15 protein-coding genes are annotated in these 17,538 nt (G+C 44.5%); 12 read left to right on the plus strand and 3 right to left on the minus strand.

Features of this window, described 5'->3' with window-relative positions:
• Window positions 1-47 precede the first annotated feature (47 nt).
• On the minus strand, window positions 48-1,034 hold the full coding sequence (gene msrA / locus MHH63_RS05750) for a peptide-methionine (S)-S-oxide reductase MsrA (RefSeq protein ID WP_339281236.1): 987 nt from the start codon (window positions 1,032-1,034) through the stop codon (window positions 48-50).
• A 98-nt stretch (window positions 1,035-1,132) separates the two neighbouring features.
• The gene (locus MHH63_RS05755; RefSeq protein ID WP_076184190.1) at window positions 1,133-1,753 is read right to left on the minus strand and encodes a TVP38/TMEM64 family protein; all 621 of its coding nucleotides are present in this window, start codon (window positions 1,751-1,753) and stop codon (window positions 1,133-1,135) included.
• Between the two features lie 166 nt (window positions 1,754-1,919).
• Between MHH63_RS05755 and MHH63_RS05760 the strand changes: the two genes are divergently transcribed.
• The 9 genes from MHH63_RS05760 (at window position 1,920) to MHH63_RS05800 (ending at window position 10,283) form a co-directional block, all read left to right on the plus strand.
• Complete coding sequence (locus MHH63_RS05760; protein ID WP_370510707.1) at window positions 1,920-2,852, plus strand: Gfo/Idh/MocA family protein; 933 nt, start codon at window positions 1,920-1,922, stop codon at window positions 2,850-2,852.
• Between the two features lie 21 nt (window positions 2,853-2,873).
• On the plus strand, window positions 2,874-3,197 hold the full coding sequence (locus MHH63_RS05765; RefSeq protein WP_339169060.1) for a hypothetical protein: 324 nt from the start codon (window positions 2,874-2,876) through the stop codon (window positions 3,195-3,197).
• Window positions 3,198-3,321: 124 nt separating this feature from the next.
• On the plus strand, window positions 3,322-3,639 hold the full coding sequence (locus MHH63_RS05770) for a winged helix-turn-helix transcriptional regulator (RefSeq protein WP_036682958.1): 318 nt from the start codon (window positions 3,322-3,324) through the stop codon (window positions 3,637-3,639).
• A gap of 211 nt (window positions 3,640-3,850) precedes the next feature.
• On the plus strand, window positions 3,851-4,576 hold the full coding sequence (locus MHH63_RS05775; protein ID WP_076302708.1) for a hypothetical protein: 726 nt from the start codon (window positions 3,851-3,853) through the stop codon (window positions 4,574-4,576).
• A gap of 297 nt (window positions 4,577-4,873) precedes the next feature.
• Window positions 4,874-5,569, plus strand: a complete 696-nt coding sequence (gene ric / locus MHH63_RS05780) for an iron-sulfur cluster repair di-iron protein (protein ID WP_248548611.1) — start codon at window positions 4,874-4,876, stop codon at window positions 5,567-5,569.
• Between the two features lie 150 nt (window positions 5,570-5,719).
• On the plus strand, window positions 5,720-6,430 hold the full coding sequence (locus MHH63_RS05785) for a hypothetical protein (protein WP_248548405.1): 711 nt from the start codon (window positions 5,720-5,722) through the stop codon (window positions 6,428-6,430).
• Window positions 6,431-6,662: 232 nt separating this feature from the next.
• Window positions 6,663-9,086, plus strand: a complete 2,424-nt coding sequence (gene nirB / locus MHH63_RS05790) for a nitrite reductase large subunit NirB (RefSeq protein ID WP_076308945.1) — start codon at window positions 6,663-6,665, stop codon at window positions 9,084-9,086.
• A gap of 32 nt (window positions 9,087-9,118) precedes the next feature.
• Window positions 9,119-9,439, plus strand: coding sequence for a nitrite reductase small subunit NirD (gene nirD, locus MHH63_RS05795; RefSeq protein ID WP_076193069.1), 321 nt, complete (start codon window positions 9,119-9,121; stop codon window positions 9,437-9,439).
• A 52-nt stretch (window positions 9,440-9,491) separates the two neighbouring features.
• Window positions 9,492-10,283 carry a formate/nitrite transporter family protein gene (locus tag MHH63_RS05800; protein ID WP_341171312.1) on the plus strand — a complete coding sequence of 264 codons (792 nt, stop codon included), beginning with the start codon at window positions 9,492-9,494 and terminating at the stop codon, window positions 10,281-10,283.
• A 179-nt stretch (window positions 10,284-10,462) separates the two neighbouring features.
• Here the strand turns inward: MHH63_RS05800 and MHH63_RS05805 are convergent, their stop codons facing one another.
• On the minus strand, window positions 10,463-11,188 hold the full coding sequence (locus MHH63_RS05805; RefSeq protein ID WP_036682945.1) for a Crp/Fnr family transcriptional regulator: 726 nt from the start codon (window positions 11,186-11,188) through the stop codon (window positions 10,463-10,465).
• Window positions 11,189-11,610: 422 nt separating this feature from the next.
• Between MHH63_RS05805 and MHH63_RS05810 the strand changes: the two genes are divergently transcribed.
• From MHH63_RS05810 to pgmB, 3 genes are read left to right on the plus strand one after another with little or no spacing between them, the layout of a single operon-like run.
• Window positions 11,611-13,917, plus strand: coding sequence for a glycoside hydrolase family 65 protein (locus tag MHH63_RS05810; protein ID WP_248548406.1), 2,307 nt, complete (start codon window positions 11,611-11,613; stop codon window positions 13,915-13,917).
• Complete coding sequence (locus MHH63_RS05815) at window positions 13,914-16,196, plus strand: glycosyl hydrolase family 65 protein (protein WP_248548407.1); 2,283 nt, start codon at window positions 13,914-13,916, stop codon at window positions 16,194-16,196. The genes MHH63_RS05810 and MHH63_RS05815 overlap by 4 nt, the downstream gene beginning before the upstream one ends.
• 32 nt (window positions 16,197-16,228) lie before the next feature.
• Entirely contained in the window at window positions 16,229-16,867 is a 639-nt protein-coding gene (gene pgmB / locus MHH63_RS05820; RefSeq protein ID WP_076280499.1) for a beta-phosphoglucomutase, read from the plus strand.
• Window positions 16,868-17,538 lie beyond the last annotated feature (671 nt).

Raw genomic sequence — 17,538 nt, forward strand, 5'->3', positions numbered from 1 at the left:
GCTTTTCTTTTCTGTAAGACAGTACAGTATTTCGCTTTTATCGAAGATTAGGCAGGCTGGAAGAGTACACGATACTCGCCATAGCCCTCTTTCTCCAGATCCTCTTTTGGTATAAAGCGCAGTGCCGCTGAATTAATGCAGTAGCGCAGGCCGTTTTCCCCTGGACCATCGTCGAAGACATGACCTAGATGGGAATCTGCTACTTTGCTGCGCACTTCTGTGCGAACCATCAAATGGCTGAGGTCCGTCTTTTCCTTCACGGCGTAATCGCGAATCGGACGTGTAAAGCTGGGCCAGCCACAACCGGAATCGTATTTATCCTGCGAACTGAATAATGCTTCACCAGATACGATATCTACATAAATGCCTTCTCCGTGGTGATCCCAAAAATCATTTCGGAAAGGTGACTCTGTAGCGCTATTCTGAGTGACTTCATATTGAAGTGGCGTCAGACGTTCTTTCAAGCTTAGTTTGTCTTCTTTATGTGTCCAGTGGGTTTCGATAAAATCCTCTCGTCCGGAACCCTTACGGTAACGTTTGTAGTGGCCCGGGTTCTTACGATGGTAGCCCTGATGATATTCTTCGGCAGGATAGAAGGTTGCTGCCGGGAGGATCGGGGTAACAATCGGGCTAGCGAATCGGCCGCTTTCTTGCAAAGCTGCCTTGGAAGCCTCTGCTTGTTGCTTCTGCTCTTCAGAATGGGTGAAGATAGCCGTTCCGTAAGAGGTGCCGCGATCATGGAATTGTCCACCCGCGTCGGTTGGGTCAATTTGCTGCCAGAATAACTCAAGCAGCTTGTTATAAGGGAAAATTTCTGGATTGAACGTAATTTGTACGGCTTCAACATGTCCTGTAGTTTCGGAGCATACCTCTTCATAGGTAGGATTCACTGTATGCCCGCCAGTATAGCCGGAGACGACACTAATAATGCCTGGCAATTCCTCGAACGGCGAGACCATGCACCAGAAGCATCCACCTGCAAAGGTTGCTTTTTCCGCCTTGGAATTTATATGGTTAGTCTGATGTTCACTCATTAATATCCCTCCATTCATGTAATGCAATTAAATAGATCACAATCTAATTATAAAGCAAATAACCACAGCCTGCCAGCTTACGCCAAATAAGCTCTCTGTTACCTAGTGTTTTTTACTTCCTGTGAACTGTAACGAAAGCTTAGTCCGGCTATAATAAGCACAATGGCATAAACAATGATGGCTATAATCGCATTTCCAGGGTTCTGGAACAGTTGATCCCCAAGGAAGGCATACAAGGCGATGCCTGGGATTTTTCCAATAGCTGAGGCAGCAAGATAACTCCAGAAGGGCAGTCCGGCTGCTCCGGCATAGATGTTAACTGCTGTCTGCGGGATAATCGGCAAGAGACGTGCTAAGACAATAGAAGCAAAGGGCCGCCGTTCTATGCCTTTTGTGAATTTTTCGAGTAGGGGAATAGAAGTCAGATAAGCTCTCGCTTGATCTTGAAATAAGAACTTCACTACGCCGAAAAGGAATGCGGCAGCAAGGGTTGTAGCTACCCAGCAAATTAAAGCACCTGCCAAACTTCCGTATGCATAACCAAAAAATCCGATGACCGCTTTGTACGGTACAACTGGAAAGAGAGCCAGTAAAGTTGCGATCCCTATAGAGCTGAAAAGATTATGATCCTCTTTCATCCAGCTAAGGATGTCATATCTGTAGATAAACGCAAGGATTGTGCCCGAAACATAAAGAATAATCGAGAACCATTTTCTCATAGCTAATATACCCTTTCTTCCACTCATTCATCTCATCATACGGGATAAAAAGTAAATATTGAAGTGAAGATCATTGTCGGCGAACGCCAAGCAGGTATAATAGCATTTATAGAGAACAAAGAGAGAGATAAATTCTTGAATTATAAAGAGGGGAGTTAGATCAGTGATCGTTTCTGCACGCAAAAGAGTCGCCATCATCGGGATTGGCAATATCGCCCGCAAAGTATATTTGCCACTGCTCTCTCAGCATGGACAAGTTGAGGTAGTGGGGGTTCTCAGTCACTCATCCACAACAGTAGAGCAAGCTGTTAAAGCCTACCGTTTTCCTAAAGGTACGACAAATTTGGACGAGCTGTTGTCTTGGGATCTGGATGCAGTATTTGTGCATAGCCCAACGACGACCCATTATGATATAGTAACAAAATGTCTCGAACATGGGATTTCGGTGTATGTAGATAAGCCGCTGTCCTATGATCTGGAAGAATCCAGAAGGATGGCAGAGCTGGCAGAAAATAAAGGGCTGCTGCTAGGCGTGGGCTTTAATCGGCGTTTTGCCCCAATGTATGTCACTGCCAAGAGTTGGCTCGAGGAAGCCGGAGGCATTAGCCATTGCCACGCGATTAAACATCGCACGAAGCTGCAGTTAGGCAGCAGCCGTGAGACTGTGCATGACGACTTGATTCATATGCTTGATCTGCTGTTATGGTTATGTGGAGATCAGTATGAGCTGCTTCGCAGTAATCTTCAATCCAATGGAGAGGGGCGACTTGTGCAGGCATCTGGAATGCTGGGTTGGGAGCAAGGCTCAGTGGGGATGTATAGCATGCTTCGTGAGGCGGGTGTTGATTTGGAGAAGCTGGAGCTGCACGGTAATGGACGTTCGGTGGAAGTGGCAGATCTGGACCAAGCCATCCTATATGAAAAAAATGCTTTGCCACGGACCCAGAGCTTTGGAAGCTGGGATACGGTGCTGGATAGAAGAGGTTTTGGTGGAGTGGTAGATCATTTCCTGAACAATATAAATACACCAGAGTTATGCAGTATTGCTGCTTCAGCAGTTCTGCCTAGTCATAGATTGGCAGCTCAGCTTGCTGAATGAGGTCTAAGAAAGGAGTAAAATATGGAAGACAACCGTAAATTAGTGGAGGAACAAATCATCGAAAGCTATAAGCGTGAGGAAGAGATGATGATCCTTGTATTCGCCCAGTGGTGCGTGAATCAAGGACTCGACCCGCACAGTTTATATTTACAGGCTTATCCACAGCAAGAAGGGAATGAAGCCTTGCGAAAAGCGCTTGCCCTAACGGTTTCTGCGGAGGAAGCAGGGGATATTTCCGATGACACAGTTCTGGGCGTACTCTCCTTATTCGGAAATGATGACTTGGCGCAAATCGTGACAGAAGCGATCGCTAAAAGGGAATCTAAAGCACATACAGGGGATTGACAACGAGGATATAATGATAATGTCAGATGAACTTTTTTTAGTAAACGATGTTCATCAGGGATGAAATGTGTTAATATTATATATACTAACTAATAGTAAGTTTCGCTAGTGAGAGGTGAGAACAATGGAAGAACATCAAATTTCGATGTGTCCCAGATTTGAGACAGCCTTCTCTTTCTTAGGCAAACGTTGGAATGGACTTATTATTCAGACATTGATGAGTGGACCGAAGCGGTTTAAAGATATTTCCGGCCTCATTCCTTCAATGAGCGATAAGATGCTGTCCGAGCGGATGAAGGATTTGGAAGGTGAGGGTATTCTGGTTAGACATGTATACCCGGAAACACCTGTGCGTATTGAATATGAACTAACAGACAAAGGCCGTGCGCTGGAGCCTGTTATGCAGCAGATTCAGTCTTGGGCTGAGAGCTGGGTAGAGTAGAAATCAAAGTCGTGTTGTGGCCCTTTTTCCTGAAGAACGGAGGAGGGCTTTTCAATTTTTAAATAAAAACCTTGCACAGATCGAAAAAATCTGTAATATAATAGAAAAAACGTTGTATGTTCCTTGCATGGAAACGCTTGCAATATTGGTTTTTGCTCAAATCTACTCAGCTGGAGTACAGGCATAGCAAAACTATTAGGAGGCGAGGGAGATGAAGACCACCCTGTTTTCCCGGGAAATAACGTATGGAAAAAAGGATGTTGCTGAGCTGGAGAACGCTTCTATCAAAGTACAGCTCATCTATGACAAGACGTTGTTCATGCTGCATAGCCATCTTCCAGATTCCTTATGGGATGCGTGGATTGGCGTGCCTTACAGCATTATCTCTTCACTCTACAAAGGCAACAATGATAGCGGGACTATTTTTCAAAAATGGATTCAAAGTCCTTCTGGCTGGAAATGTATCGGCTGTGAACGGCATTGCCTGGAGTCGACGGAACCTCTTCAAGAAGTGAATGTGGCGAGTAATCAACGACAATATAAGTTCCATAATGGCATTCGCCAAAGCATGGTGCTACAAGCCCTAATTTGGTCCATGTACGAGAATACCGTATTATTCAAACCCTTTTTAGGGGATGAGCCCTTTTTTGATGAAGATGATTTGCATACGATATCCTCTTATTTCGTGCCAACTTACCTTAATGATCTACGTCTTCTGGAGCAGTCTAAGCCTTGTAAAGAGTACAAAGATCAGAATATAAAGATATATCAGGAATGGATATCCGCCCCTGACCTTGTCCTCAAATGGAACGGAGGCCTAACAGAAGGCAGATGGATGACTGGTGTTTATATGGATCACTCCCGCTTTGCTGGCTTAGGACCTTATTTGAAGGACGCAAAGGGGAAGCGAACGTATATGCAGGCTTATGTTCAATAGAAGATACAGATTTGGTGTGACCAAATAGATAAATGTAAGACAAATAACATTATTGATGCCCGTGTGGTAAACAAAGGACAGGTCAATTGTGGGGATTTATCTCCATAATTGACCTTTTTCGTTCAACAAAGAGATACAATTTTCGTGAGTACAATCACAAGTCAAAACTCCTTTCAGGGTTAAGGTGAACAGGTAGAAAAGATTTTTTCAGAACCTGATCACATATCCCGAGGAGGAACTATTATGGAAACTAAACAACCTAATGATAGAATTTCGGATTTACAGCATAAGCAATCGGTGCAACCTGGATTTACTCCAGATGCCCTGGTAAAAGATATTGTGCTACAATTCCCAAAAGCTGCGGATTATTTCAAGTCCAAACGGATTGATTTCTGCTGTGGAGGCGCCAAACCTCTTGCTGAAGCAGCTGTAGAGCGTGGACTAGATCAAGAGATGATCATTAGTGATCTCAACAAGCTGTTCGAGGAATATCCGGTACCTCAAGAAGAACTCGCATGGAACACAGCACCTTCTGCAGAGTTAATCGAGCATATCGTGAGTAAACATCACCATTACCTGCGTGAAGAGCTGCCCCTGATTAGCCAAAATGTAACTAAGGTATACCGGGTTCATGGCGGAGATTCCCCCCATTTAGAAGAGTTATATAGTTTGTTTAATGCACTTAAGGAAGATCTGCTTCAGCATACAGCTAAAGAAGAGGAAGATGAGTTTCCAAAATTATTAGCATATGATGCCAATCCAAGTGAAGAAGGGCTGACCATACTTCGCGAGGCATTAATTGAACTTGAGAGTGAACATGACACAGCAGGCGAACTATTGAGACAAATACGCAAAATAACAGCTGATTTCACCCCACCGGCTCATGCTTGTACAACCTATCGTTTGACTTATGCCCGGCTAGAGGAGCTGGAGAGCATGACTTTTGAACATGTTCATCTGGAGAATAATATATTGTTCCCTAGATTCCAGTAGAAAAAATGAGTTTTCATAGAGTCCCTTAGGGGACTTTTTTTATATTTGAGAACAAAGCTTATTTACGTTATTCTTAAATAGACAGTATGCATAACTTACTACAAGCCTGAGACGCTGTGTGGTCATTAGGCGGGACAAGGTGGTGTCACTATGCCCACGAAATATATGTGGAGGTTGTTACTAGGATTAGTCATCGTATTCATAATAGGTGGATGTTCCACTCTTGCTGACGTTAATAATGAAGGGAATAATGGCTTAGCAGGATCAGACGGGCCTACGCTTTCGCTTATCGTTGCGGGAAATGACTTGCTTACCAACCCTTTGGACAAGCAGCTTAGCGAGAGCTACAGAAAAGGGATAACGATCTTTGACCTACTGAAAGGTAGTGGGAAGGCCACCTTTTCTGAGGATAACACAAGCATTCTAACGGTGAATAATATTTCACTCGGTCCAGGAATGAATTGGGAGCTGCAAATGGATGGGGAGACCATTGGACCTGAGGATTGGGGTCGAACAGTCGGGCATGAATCAAAATTAGTAATTACGGCGATGTCTAAGGAACAAGAGGAACCCCTTCAAATTGTGTTGTTGACCGTGAATGGTGGAAGTGAGCAAGTGAATTTGAATCATTCATATGTTATGGGATTTACTGAAGATTTAACAGTGAGAGGTTTGTTGAAGAACAGCAGTGTGGTGCAGTTGACCGAAGACAACAAAAAGGTGTTATCCATTGGTGATTATACTCCTCTTAGCAATGAAGTTTGGAAGATGAAGGTGAATGGGAAGCAGCTGCTTGAGAATGGAATGGACATGAAGCTTAGAGTGCAGGATGAATTGGAGATTTTATTGGCTATACGTTAAAAAAAAAGTACATAAATGCCAGATCTACGGTTGCTCAGAATCCGTGATCTGGCTTTTTTAATTGGAAGTTATAACCTAATAAAGTTGTCTTATTTTTATGTGAAAACATTCACATTTAATGTGACTGTAATCACAATCTCTCTTAAATTTTGAAATGTATAATTCCATTATGTAGAAGAGAAGTTGAAGCAAAGTTCAACAAGAACGGATAAGAATGAGGAGGCACCTAACCATGGCAGCGAAGAGAGAAAAATTAGTATTAGTCGGCAACGGTATGGCAGGCATAGGTACGCTAGAGCAAATATTGAAGCTAGGTGGAGCTTATGACATTACGGTCTTTGGAAGCGAACCTCATCCCAATTATAATCGGATCATGTTGTCCTATGTTCTCGAAGGCAGCAAAACCATCAACGATATCATCCTAAACGACTGGAATTGGTATGAAGATAACAACATTACCTTGCATACAGCAACAACAGTTACACGAATTGACGAGCATTCCAAGCAAGTAATTGCGGATAACGGTATGGCTGTTTCTTACGATAAAGTGATTATTGCAACGGGTTCGAATTCATTTATTTTACCTGTACCTGGTTGTGATAAGGAAGGCGTAGTGGGTTTCCGGGATATTGCAGATTGTGATGCGATGCTGGCTGCGGCTAAACAATACAACAAAGCGGCGGTAATCGGCGGGGGTTTACTTGGATTGGAAGCGGCAAAGGGTCTTGTGAACCTTGGCATGGACGTTACTGTAGTACATCTGATGGAAGATCTAATGGAGCGCCAGCTGGATCGTAATGCCTCTTCTATGTTGCAAGCTGAGCTAGAGCGTCAAGGCGTGAAATTTGCCATGGGCAAACAAACAGTAGAATTGACCGGGGAACAGAGAGTAAGTGGATTACAATTTAGTGATGGCACTTCACTTGCGGCTGATTTTGTAGTTATGGCTGTAGGCATCAAACCGAATATAACTGTGGCAAAAGAAAGCGGAATTGCCGTTAATCGTGGGATTGTAGTGGACGATTATTTGCAGACCTCTATGCAAAATGTATATTCCATTGGCGAATGTGCCGAACATCGCGGAGTTTGTTACGGATTAGTAGCGCCGCTCTTTGAGCAGGGGATGGTTCTAGCTAAACATCTCTGCGGAAGTGATACAAATCCATATGAAGGTTCTGTTGTCTCCACCAAATTAAAAATTTCCGGTGTGGATGTATTTTCTGCAGGTGAGTTTATGGATTCTCCTGAACATACTGTAATCTCAAGCAAAGATGAATGGAAGCGAACCTATAAGAAAATTCTGCTCAAAGACAATGTCATTGTTGGTGCAGTCCTATTCGGGGATGTGACAGAGTCGGCTAACCTGCAAAAGTTAGTAAAACAAGGCGCTGTAATGACCGATGAAATTTATACAGAGGTTATGGGTACGGGCTGCTGCGGAAGTGGAGCCAAAAAGAGCACGTCCGTAGAAGCGATGGCGGACGAAGAAATCGTTTGTGGCTGTAACGGGGTTACGAAAAAAGCGATTGTGGATGCGGTCTTAGAAAATGGTTTTACTACTGTGGACGAAATAAAAGCATGTACAGGAGCGACGCGCTCTTGCGGAGGTTGTAAACCGGTTGTAGAACAAATTTTACAATTTGTCCTGGGTGATAGTTTTGAGCAGTCTGCCAAGCAAGGAATTTGTAGCTGCACAACGCTTAGCCGGGATGAGATTGTTGCTGAGATTACAGCTAAAGGTCTTAGTACTACTAAAGAGGTTATGCATGTACTGGGTTGGAAACAAGAGGAAGGCTGCTCTAAATGCCGTCCGGCGATTAACTATTATCTGGGGATGATAAATCCGGATACACATCAAGACGAGAAGGAATCACGCTTTGTTAATGAACGTATGGGAGCCAATATTCAGAAAGACGGAACCTATACCGTTATTCCACGCATGTACGGCGGGGTAACGACACCGGAGGATTTGAAGAAAATCGCTGATGTCTCCCTTAAATATGATGTGAAAGTTGTGAAGGTGACGGGTGGGCAACGCCTGGATCTAATCGGGGTGAAAAAAGAGGATCTGCCGAAAGTATGGGAAGAGCTCGATATGCCATCAGGTTATGGTTATGCCAAGTCGCTACGTACCGTTAAGACTTGTGTGGGTTCACAGTTCTGCCGTTTCGGCACACAGGATTCGCTGGGAATGGGCGCGCTCATAGAACGTAAGTATGAACGTCTTGATTTTCCTGCCAAGTTTAAAATAGCTGTCAACGGCTGCCCGCGTAACTGTGCGGAATCCTGTACGAAGGATATTGGCATCGTCGGTAATGATGGCGGTTGGGAAGTGTTTATCGGTGGTAACGGTGGGATCAAGCCACGGATCGCTGACTCCTTCTGCAAAATAAAGACCGATGAAGAGTTGATCGAAGTGTGCTCCGCTGTGATGCAATATTACCGTGAGACCGGCAATTATTTGGAGAGAACCTCCGAGTGGGTTGAGCGTATGGGACTTGAGCAGATTCAAATGGTCATTTTGAATAATGAAGATAACCGCAAAGAGCTGGCCGCACGGATTGACTTTGCTCTGACTCAGGTTACGGATCCTTGGAAAAAAATGCTCAATGACAGCAGCACTCGTACTGCGCTTTTTGAAGAAACAAGAGTCTAGCGGATATAACACACACAGAAGGGGAGAGACCAATGAATAAGACCACACAAACGTATGCAATAGGATCAGTACAGGATTTCCTGCTGCAAATTGGCCGCGTAGTGATTGCTGGAAATATTGAACTGGCTGTGTTCCGTGCCTCTGACGGAGCCATCTATGCAGTAGAGAATCGCAGTCCTCATCCTAAGGGGGGACCGCTTGCTGAAGGGATCGTGTCAGGTCACTATCTGTACGATCCACTGTACGATTGGAAAATCGATCTGCGCACGGGTGAGGTGCAGGCACCAGACCAAGGTAGTGTGGTGACTTATCCAGTCACACTGGACGGAGAGAAAGTTACAGTGAGCGTGTAGACACCGAAGAGTGTAGTAATAGATTTAATAGAAAACGGTGGGGTGGAGTATTATGTTTACGCAAAGTGTGGAGAGCATCGTAGAGACGGCAGTCAGTAAGCGGGACAAAATGAATGAAAGCATGCCAAGATATTTTCTAGCAGCCCTATTGGCAGGTGCTTATGTAGGCATTGGGATTATCCTTATTTTCTCCCTAGGAGCACCGCTAGCGGCTGCCAAATCTCCTTTCCAACCGCTTATTATGGGCACATCCTTCGGCATCGCCCTGACGCTTGTAGTATTTGCAGGCTCAGAGCTGTTTACCGGGAATAATATGTTTTTTACTATAAGTACACTGGCAGGCAGAACCAGTATCTGGGATACCGTTAAGAACTGGATTCTTGTATTCATCGGGAATGTGGTAGGTGCAGTGATTTTAGCACTTTTAATTCGTGGGACTGGGTTGTTCAGTGCTGCGCCGCCGGAGCATTTGATTTTTACAGCCGCTGCTAAAAAAATGAGTCTCCCGTTCTCTGAGCTGTTTTTTCGTGGGATCCTATGTAACTGGCTGGTCTGTTTAGCGCTATGGATGTCCTCACGCGCTAAAAGTGAATCTGCTAAGCTAATCTTAATCTGGTGGTGTCTGTTTGCCTTTATCGCAAGTGGATATGAGCATAGTGTGGCTAATATGACTCTGCTTAGTGTTGCTGTGTTGCTTCCAAATCATCCGGAAACCATTACGATAGCTGGATGGCTGCATAATATGATCCCTGTAACTTTGGGGAATATCATTGGTGGAGGCGTATTCGTCGGTATGGCCTATTGGGTGATCTCACCAGTGCGTGGTGCTCGCAACAACCGTTAAGATCCATTTTTAATTAACTATATTAGAGCTGAACCGATCTTGGGTTTAGCTCTTTTTTTGTTGAATATAAAAAAAAGACACCTGCATTAGGCGCCTTGGACCACTCTATTTTATATTATGCAGAATAATTGGGTCATGTATGTTTCATTGAGGTGAATAGAGGGTATATTATAACGGAATTAGATCCGGCAGATTTCGTTCGGACACAATTCGCAGTGGCAAATTTCTTGCAGCATGCCAAGGTCCTTGATGACAATCATACCGTTCTCATACTCAACAGCATCTTTTTTACGCAGATCGCTCAGCATCCGGTTAACACTTTCACGAGTGGCACCGATCATGTTGGACAAATCTGTATGCGTAATTTTTTTGTTGATAAGGATATTCTCACCATCGCTGCTCTTCTCACCGTAGGTGTTGCCAAGACGAATGAGCGTGGAGCAGAGTGCACCTGGTTTGCCGTACATCATTAGATCACGGAATTTAGTTTGGGTGAGACGGTGATGAATACCCATCCATTTCATAAAGTCGATAGCAAAGTCACAATGTTGGCAGATGAGAATTTCTAGATCCTTTTGTTCGATGACGCCAACTTCACTTTCTTCAATCACTTCGGCTGTAAAGCTATGCTTAGTGCTGAAGAATGGATCTGCTTGACCTACCATATCACCAGCTTGATACATATAAAGAATGAGTTCTTTACCTTCATCAGTAGATTTAGTTAATTTCACACGTCCACGTTTGATATAAAACAATTTATCCGAGTAGTCGCCTTCCCAGAATAGATGTGAACCCTCTGGAACTATGCGCTCTTTCATTGTAACTAGAAGTCTGTTGAAATTCTGTTCGGAGAAACAGTTTGTATTTCCGTGGGCTTCGATAACATTGTAATGTTCTTTTAGCATAATCGACATCCCCTTTATTCCCTCAGTTTTTCAGTAAATTTTAAATTAATTATACCTTGAAAATCCCTCGAATTGGTTATAAAAAATCGTTTAAAAGTGTCGAATTTTCAACATTGTGATAAATTTCACTTCTAAAGTGTTCGATGTAATATTCTTTTTAACTAAAAAAGAGTAAGTGATCTCACGTTTATGATATATGAACAGCGGCTATCCATTATTCTCAAATACTGGGTTAATCGCTGTTTTTTTGCGTCCCCGTTAGATTGTAACATATAACACAGTTGAAATTCATGTTCAAGAAATTAGTTCTATCTCAACTCCGTATAAATGCACACATCTTCATTACGGTCGGACATTGGCTCTACTGCTATGCAGCGATATCCTGAAATTGGAGCAAAAATCAGGAGAAGGAGAAATCATATATGGCAAAAGTAGCAGACAAATATCTTAAGGTTGATCCGTGGGCAATTATTGAAGAGGGCTTTGATCCAGAGCGAAATCGGACTTCGGAATCTATTTTTTCATTGGGTAATGAATATATGGGTGTACGGGGATATGCAGAGGAAGGGTATTCAGGTGACACCCTGCAAGGAAGTTATTTTAATGGATTAAATGAACAATTGGATATTGGCAATCACTACAAAGGGATTATTCGCTCGCTGAGATATATGGTGAATGCAGTGGACTGGCTGTATACACGTCTATCTGTAGATGGTGAACAGCTTGATTTAGCAAAAAGCAACGTAACGGATTATGTGCGTAGGTTGGATCTTCGTAAGGGTACGTATCGGAGAGAGCTAGTCTGGCATCTAAACGATGGCAAGTCGCTAAAAGTAGTCTTTACACGTCTGGTCAGTATGACTATGTCTCATTTGGGGTTGCAGCGGGTGGAATTTGAACCCCTTAATTTCTCGGGGAGCGTGGACATTTGTGCAGGTCTTGATTTCGGCATTATTCATGAAGAACGCGGCGAATGTATGTGGAACAATCTCCGCAGCGGAGTAAGTGGAGCGTCCTCTGCTATTATGGCGAGTACAGTGAATACTGGGAATAAGCTGTTCTCAAGCTTTACCTTACAATCCTCGCAGCCGTTACAGCTCACTGCTACTGAGAGTGATAAGTTTATTGGACAAAATTTCACCCTCAACCTTACGAAAGGAGAAGTCTCCTATTTTACCAAACTGGTTATGAACTATTCGGATAGTGATTCTGCCCATACAGCTGAAGAGCTGTGGAGCAAAGGTCTGTCTCTTGCTGAAACCGCAAGCCAATTGACGGATACTCAAATAATCGCTGATCAGACAGCTTATTGGAAGGGCATCTGGGAGACAAGTGATATCCGAATTGAGGGCGATCCTGAGAATCAACAGGGTATTCGTTTCTGTATCTTTCAGCTTTATCAGACCTATCATGGCGACCATCCCGGTTTTAATATTGGCGCCAAAGGGCTGACGGGGGAAGTATATCGTGGGTTGGCTTTTTGGGATACAGAATCCTATTGCTTACCGTTCTATATGTTCAATAATCCAAAAGCTGCCCGGAGCTTATTGGAATTCAGATATAAAACATTGCCACAGGCTATGCAGCGCGCTAAAGAAGTGGATTGTGAGGGAGCCTGCTATCCTATTGCTACTATAGATGGAACAGAAAGCTGTGATCTCTGGCAGCACTCTAATCTTCAGCTTCATGTAGGGACTGCTGTTTCTTATGGCATTTGGCATTATGTCAAAAATACCGGTGATAAAAGCTTCCTGCTTAGTAAAGGGGCTGAGATGCTGATTCAGATCAGCAGATTCTATGCTACACGTGGTCAATGGGGGCAACGCAGCGGGGAATATGGTTATTTTGGCGTAATGGGTCCTGATGAGTTCCAATTGATGGTCAATAACAACTGTTACATTAATCTGATGGCTCAACAATCTTTTGAATACACACTAGAGACTCTTCGGGAGATGAAAGAACAAGCTCCTGCTGCTTTTGCAGCTGTGGTAGAGAAAACAGAACTTCATGACGAGGAACTCACCGATTGGGAAAATAAGGCGCAGCATATGCGGATTCCGGTTGACGAAGTGACAGGAGTTTATGAAGAGCATGATGGGTTCTTCGATATGCCACATATTGATATTCATTCGATTCCGGTAACAGAATTCCCATTATATTCGAACTGGTCATATGATCGTTTGTATCGCTATGACATGATTAAGCAGCCGGATGTACTTATGTTTATGTTCTTGTACAGCGGACAATTCTCTAAAGAAGCGAAGCTGGCGAACTATGAATACTACGAGCCTAGATGTATTCATGAGTCTTCGCTGTCACCTTCGATCCACTCCATTTTGGCAAGTGAAATTGGCAAACCCGAGGAAGCATATTCGTTTTTTGAATTTGCTACTCGACTGGATTTAGACAACTATAACCGCAATACCCGTGAAGGGCTGCATACTACCTCAATTGCTGCTGCTTGGATGAATATTGTTTACGGCTTTGGCGGAATGCGTTCGGATGGAGCGCGTCTGTCCTTTCAGCCAACCCTGCCAGAACGCTGGGATGAATATAGCTTCCAAGTGTTGTATGAAGGAGTGCTTCTGAGAATTGTGGTCGACAAAAATTCAGTAACAATCACTGCGGTTAATGGTGGAAGTACCGAAATTATAGTGTACGGACAGTCGATTACAGTGGATGCTTCCGGGAAGACGCTTCCGCTAGGCGAAGGGATGCTGGCAGGATGAATTGGACCGTAAAGGATAGTTGTTTTGATAAACAGCTGGTGACGACAAACGGTAACAAATATATGCTAGGCAATGGCTACATGGGATATCGTGGCACACTGGAGGAATTCAGCAAAACCGAGCTAGTAGCTGTCACCCTCGCAGGTCTATATGACAGAGCAGGAGACAAATGGAGAGAACCCGTTAATGCCCCTAATGGATTGTTGACCAAAATTTTCTGTAATGATCAGCTCTTAAGTGTGCTTGACCGTGAACCGGTCGCTCATACTCAGGAGCTAAATATCCGAAATGCCATTCATCATCGGAGCACTGAATTTGCTGTATCTGACGGCGGGACGTTGACGTTTACCGCAGATCGTTTCGTAAGCCTGGATAATCTTCACTTGCTCGTTAGTAAATACTCTATTCGCAGCACACATGACTGCCGTGTAGCCATTGAGACGGGAATTGACGTAGATGTGTGGGATATCAATGGGCCTCATCTCTACGGACAAACGGTGCAATTGAAGGACGAGGTACTGATCTCTTCATCGGTTAGCGGAGAATTGAAGATCCCGGTGGTTGTGGCGGAGAGGGCGGTATTCAGTTTTGGTGAGGAGCTACTGGAAGATGGTGCTGCTGTTCGCCGGATTTCTTTTGATGCCCGTGCGGGTGAGACGTATGAATGGTTTAAGTATGTAGCAGTCTATACTGGACTTGATGCTGATCAGCCGGAGACGGAAGCTGTTAAATCTGTCCATGCTGCTGAGGCGCTGGGTTACGAGGCGTTATTTAAGTCTCACCGTCTGATATGGGATGAGAGATGGTCACACAGTGATGTAATCATCGAAGGTGATGAAGCTGCCCAATTTGCCTTGAGATATAGTATCTATCAGCTGTTAATCATTGCGCCTACAGTTTCGGAGAAGGTGTCTATTCCAGCCCGGGGATTATCGGGTCAGGTATATAAGGGAGCTGTATTCTGGGATACGGAAATGTTTATGTTGCCGTTTTTCCTGCACAGTGATCCTAAGGTAGCGCGGAACTTGATGATGTACCGGATTCATACATTGGATGGTGCTCGCCGTAAGGCCGCGGAATATGGATTTTTGGGCGCATTTTATGCTTGGGAAAGTCAGGATACGGGAGACGATGCCTGTACTTTGTTTAATGTGAATGATGTATTTACAGGCCGGCCGATGCGCACCTATTTCCGCGATAAGCAGGTTCATATCAGTGGTGACGTTGTGCATGGGATCTGGAAATATGTTCAATTCACAGGGGATGAAAGTCTGCTTACTAGTGGAGGAGCAGAGGTGATCTGGGAATGCGCTCGCTTTTTCTACTCTTACGCTTACTATAATTCGGTTAAACAGCGGTTTGAGATTCTGGATGTTACAGGTCCGGATGAATATCATGAGCGTGTGAACAATAATGCTTTTACGAATGCACTGGTTAAAGAGACGCTTGAGATTGCCTTGCATACGGCAGCCTTGCTGCAAGAGAAGTATCCTGAGGACTACAGTCAATTGTCCGCTCAGTTTAGCTCAGGGCCATTCCTGAAGGAGTTCAAAACGATGCTGGATAGCTTTTACGTTCCACAGCCTGATCCTGCCAGTCTTGTTATTGAACAATTCGACCGGTACCTCACCTTGGAGGACGTAGAGCTAACAGAGCTGAAATCACGTGTGCTTAATAAAAATGAGTATTTTGGCGGCGGCAATGGCTTAGCTACCACCACAACCATACTTAAACAAGCAGACGTTGTGTTGATGCTGAATTTGTTCAAGCACTCCTTTAGCAAGGAAGTGAAACAAGCGAACTGGGAATTTTACGAACCGCGTACGGAACACGGATCAAGCTTAAGCCCTTGTATCTATGCTTTGGTAGCTGCTGATATTGGTTCACCGGATTGGGGCTATCCGTATTTTATGCGTACGGCTACCGTCGATCTCACCGGCGAATCTAAGCAATATGTAGGGGATCTCTACATCGGAGGGACTCATCCGGCTGCGAATGGTGGTGCTTGGATGGCTGCGGTTCTTGGCTTCGCTGGGTTGGACTACGATGGAGGGGTTGTGCACATCAATCCATCTCTGCCGCAACATTGGCAGTCCGTTCAGCTTCCGGTTACCCTGCGCGGCGACACCATCCAACTGCGGATCAGTAAGGATGAAGTCACTGTGATCACAGCTGCTGATTACAGTGGAGACTTGGTATTCTCGGTGCAAGGCGGAGAAGGCAAGTCCTGCTCTGCAGGTGAGATCCTTCGACTGGCCTTTGACGAAACGGGATTATAAATATTAATACACAACGGAGAGGAAGCAAATCAATGTTGGAAAATATGAAAGGCGCCATCTTTGATCTGGATGGCGTGATCGTAGATACAGCCAAATATCATTATTTGGCGTGGGCGAGTCTTGCAGATGAGCTTGGCTTTAAATTCACGGAGGAGGATAACGAACGGCTTAAAGGTGTGAGCCGGATGAGATCACTTGATATCCTACTGGAAGTGGGTGGCCTGGAATTTGAGGAAGCAGAGAAGCAGGCAATGGCGGAAAAGAAAAACCGCCTGTACGTAGAATACATTTCTCGACTCGAGGAATCGGAGCTGCTGCCTGGAGTGAAAGAATACCTAACAGGATTGAGATCACGTGGGATTGGTATTGCGTTAGGTTCAGCCAGTAAGAACGCTGAGTTTATTTTGAATAAGCTGAACATTACAGACTTATTTGATGCAGTTGTTGACGGCAACAAAGTGTCACTAGCCAAACCTGACCCAGAGGTGTTCCTGATCGCGGCTCAGGAGATAGGCTTGCAGCCGGATGAATGTGTTGTGTTTGAAGATGCTGAGGCAGGCGTTCAAGCAGGTAAAGCTGCTGGGATGAAGGTTGTAGGTATCGGCAAACCTGAGGTGCTGAAGGAAGCTGATCTGGTCGTTAAAGGGTTGTATGAGCTGCTGACAGACTAAAGCTCTAAATGAACAAGGGACCGACTCCAAAGTAGCGGATGACTTTGGGGGCGGTCTTTTTTTGTGCAAAGTCTCTGTATTTAGCTAGCTCAGACTGCTATCGGACCTCATAGTCACTATTAGCCATAATCCGGCTCATTTGCGATCCTATCGGACCCCATAGTCGCTATTGGCTCGAAAAGCCCGTATCGCGCATGTTTGGAACGAATAACGCCTCTGGAGTCCGAACCTCCCCGTAAAAGCAGGAATTTGTTCAAATAGCTGCATCTGAGTCCGATAGCTTATCATGAAAATAGTGTGTGTTGGAATGCAAAACGTCGAATAAGTAGCTGAGCTGCACATTAAGTAATTGAGAACGTTAGTCAAAAGCTCGGACAGTGTATCGGACCTCATAGTCTCTATAAGTAATAATCCGGCTCATTTGCGATCCTATCGGACCCCATAGTCGCTATTGGCGCGAAAAGCCCTCGTATCACGCATGTTTGGAACGAATAACGCCTCTGGAGTCCGAAACTCCCCGTAAAAGCAGGAATTTGTTCAAATAGCTGCATCTGAGTCCGATCGCTCATCGTGAAAAGAGTGTGTGTGGGAATGCAAAACGCCGAATAAGTAGCTGAGCTGCACATTAAGTAATTCAGATAGTTAGTCTTAAGCTCAGACGGTGATCGGAC

It is taken from the genome of Paenibacillus sp. FSL H3-0310 (assembly GCF_038002785.1).
GTDB classification, from domain to species: Bacteria; Bacillota; Bacilli; order Paenibacillales; family Paenibacillaceae; genus Paenibacillus_AQ; species Paenibacillus_AQ odorifer.

Bases quoted from the DNA above. Each gene is read 5' to 3' on its own strand.
- msrA (WP_339281236.1), bottom strand. From the start codon at position 1,034: ATGAGTGAACATCAGACTAACCATATAAATTCCAAGGCGGAAAAAGCA.
- MHH63_RS05755 (WP_076184190.1), bottom strand. From the start codon at position 1,753: ATGAGAAAATGGTTCTCGATTATTCTTTATGTTTCGGGCACAATCCTT.
- MHH63_RS05765 (WP_339169060.1), top strand. From the start codon at position 2,874: ATGGAAGACAACCGTAAATTAGTGGAGGAACAAATCATCGAAAGCTAT.
- MHH63_RS05770 (WP_036682958.1), top strand. From the start codon at position 3,322: ATGGAAGAACATCAAATTTCGATGTGTCCCAGATTTGAGACAGCCTTC.
- MHH63_RS05775 (WP_076302708.1), top strand. From the start codon at position 3,851: ATGAAGACCACCCTGTTTTCCCGGGAAATAACGTATGGAAAAAAGGAT.
- MHH63_RS05785 (WP_248548405.1), top strand. From the start codon at position 5,720: ATGCCCACGAAATATATGTGGAGGTTGTTACTAGGATTAGTCATCGTA.
- nirB (WP_076308945.1), top strand. From the start codon at position 6,663: ATGGCAGCGAAGAGAGAAAAATTAGTATTAGTCGGCAACGGTATGGCA.
- nirD (WP_076193069.1), top strand. From the start codon at position 9,119: ATGAATAAGACCACACAAACGTATGCAATAGGATCAGTACAGGATTTC.
- MHH63_RS05800 (WP_341171312.1), top strand. From the start codon at position 9,492: ATGTTTACGCAAAGTGTGGAGAGCATCGTAGAGACGGCAGTCAGTAAG.
- MHH63_RS05805 (WP_036682945.1), bottom strand. From the start codon at position 11,188: ATGCTAAAAGAACATTACAATGTTATCGAAGCCCACGGAAATACAAAC.
- MHH63_RS05810 (WP_248548406.1), top strand. From the start codon at position 11,611: ATGGCAAAAGTAGCAGACAAATATCTTAAGGTTGATCCGTGGGCAATT.
- MHH63_RS05815 (WP_248548407.1), top strand. From the start codon at position 13,914: ATGAATTGGACCGTAAAGGATAGTTGTTTTGATAAACAGCTGGTGACG.
- pgmB (WP_076280499.1), top strand. From the start codon at position 16,229: ATGTTGGAAAATATGAAAGGCGCCATCTTTGATCTGGATGGCGTGATC.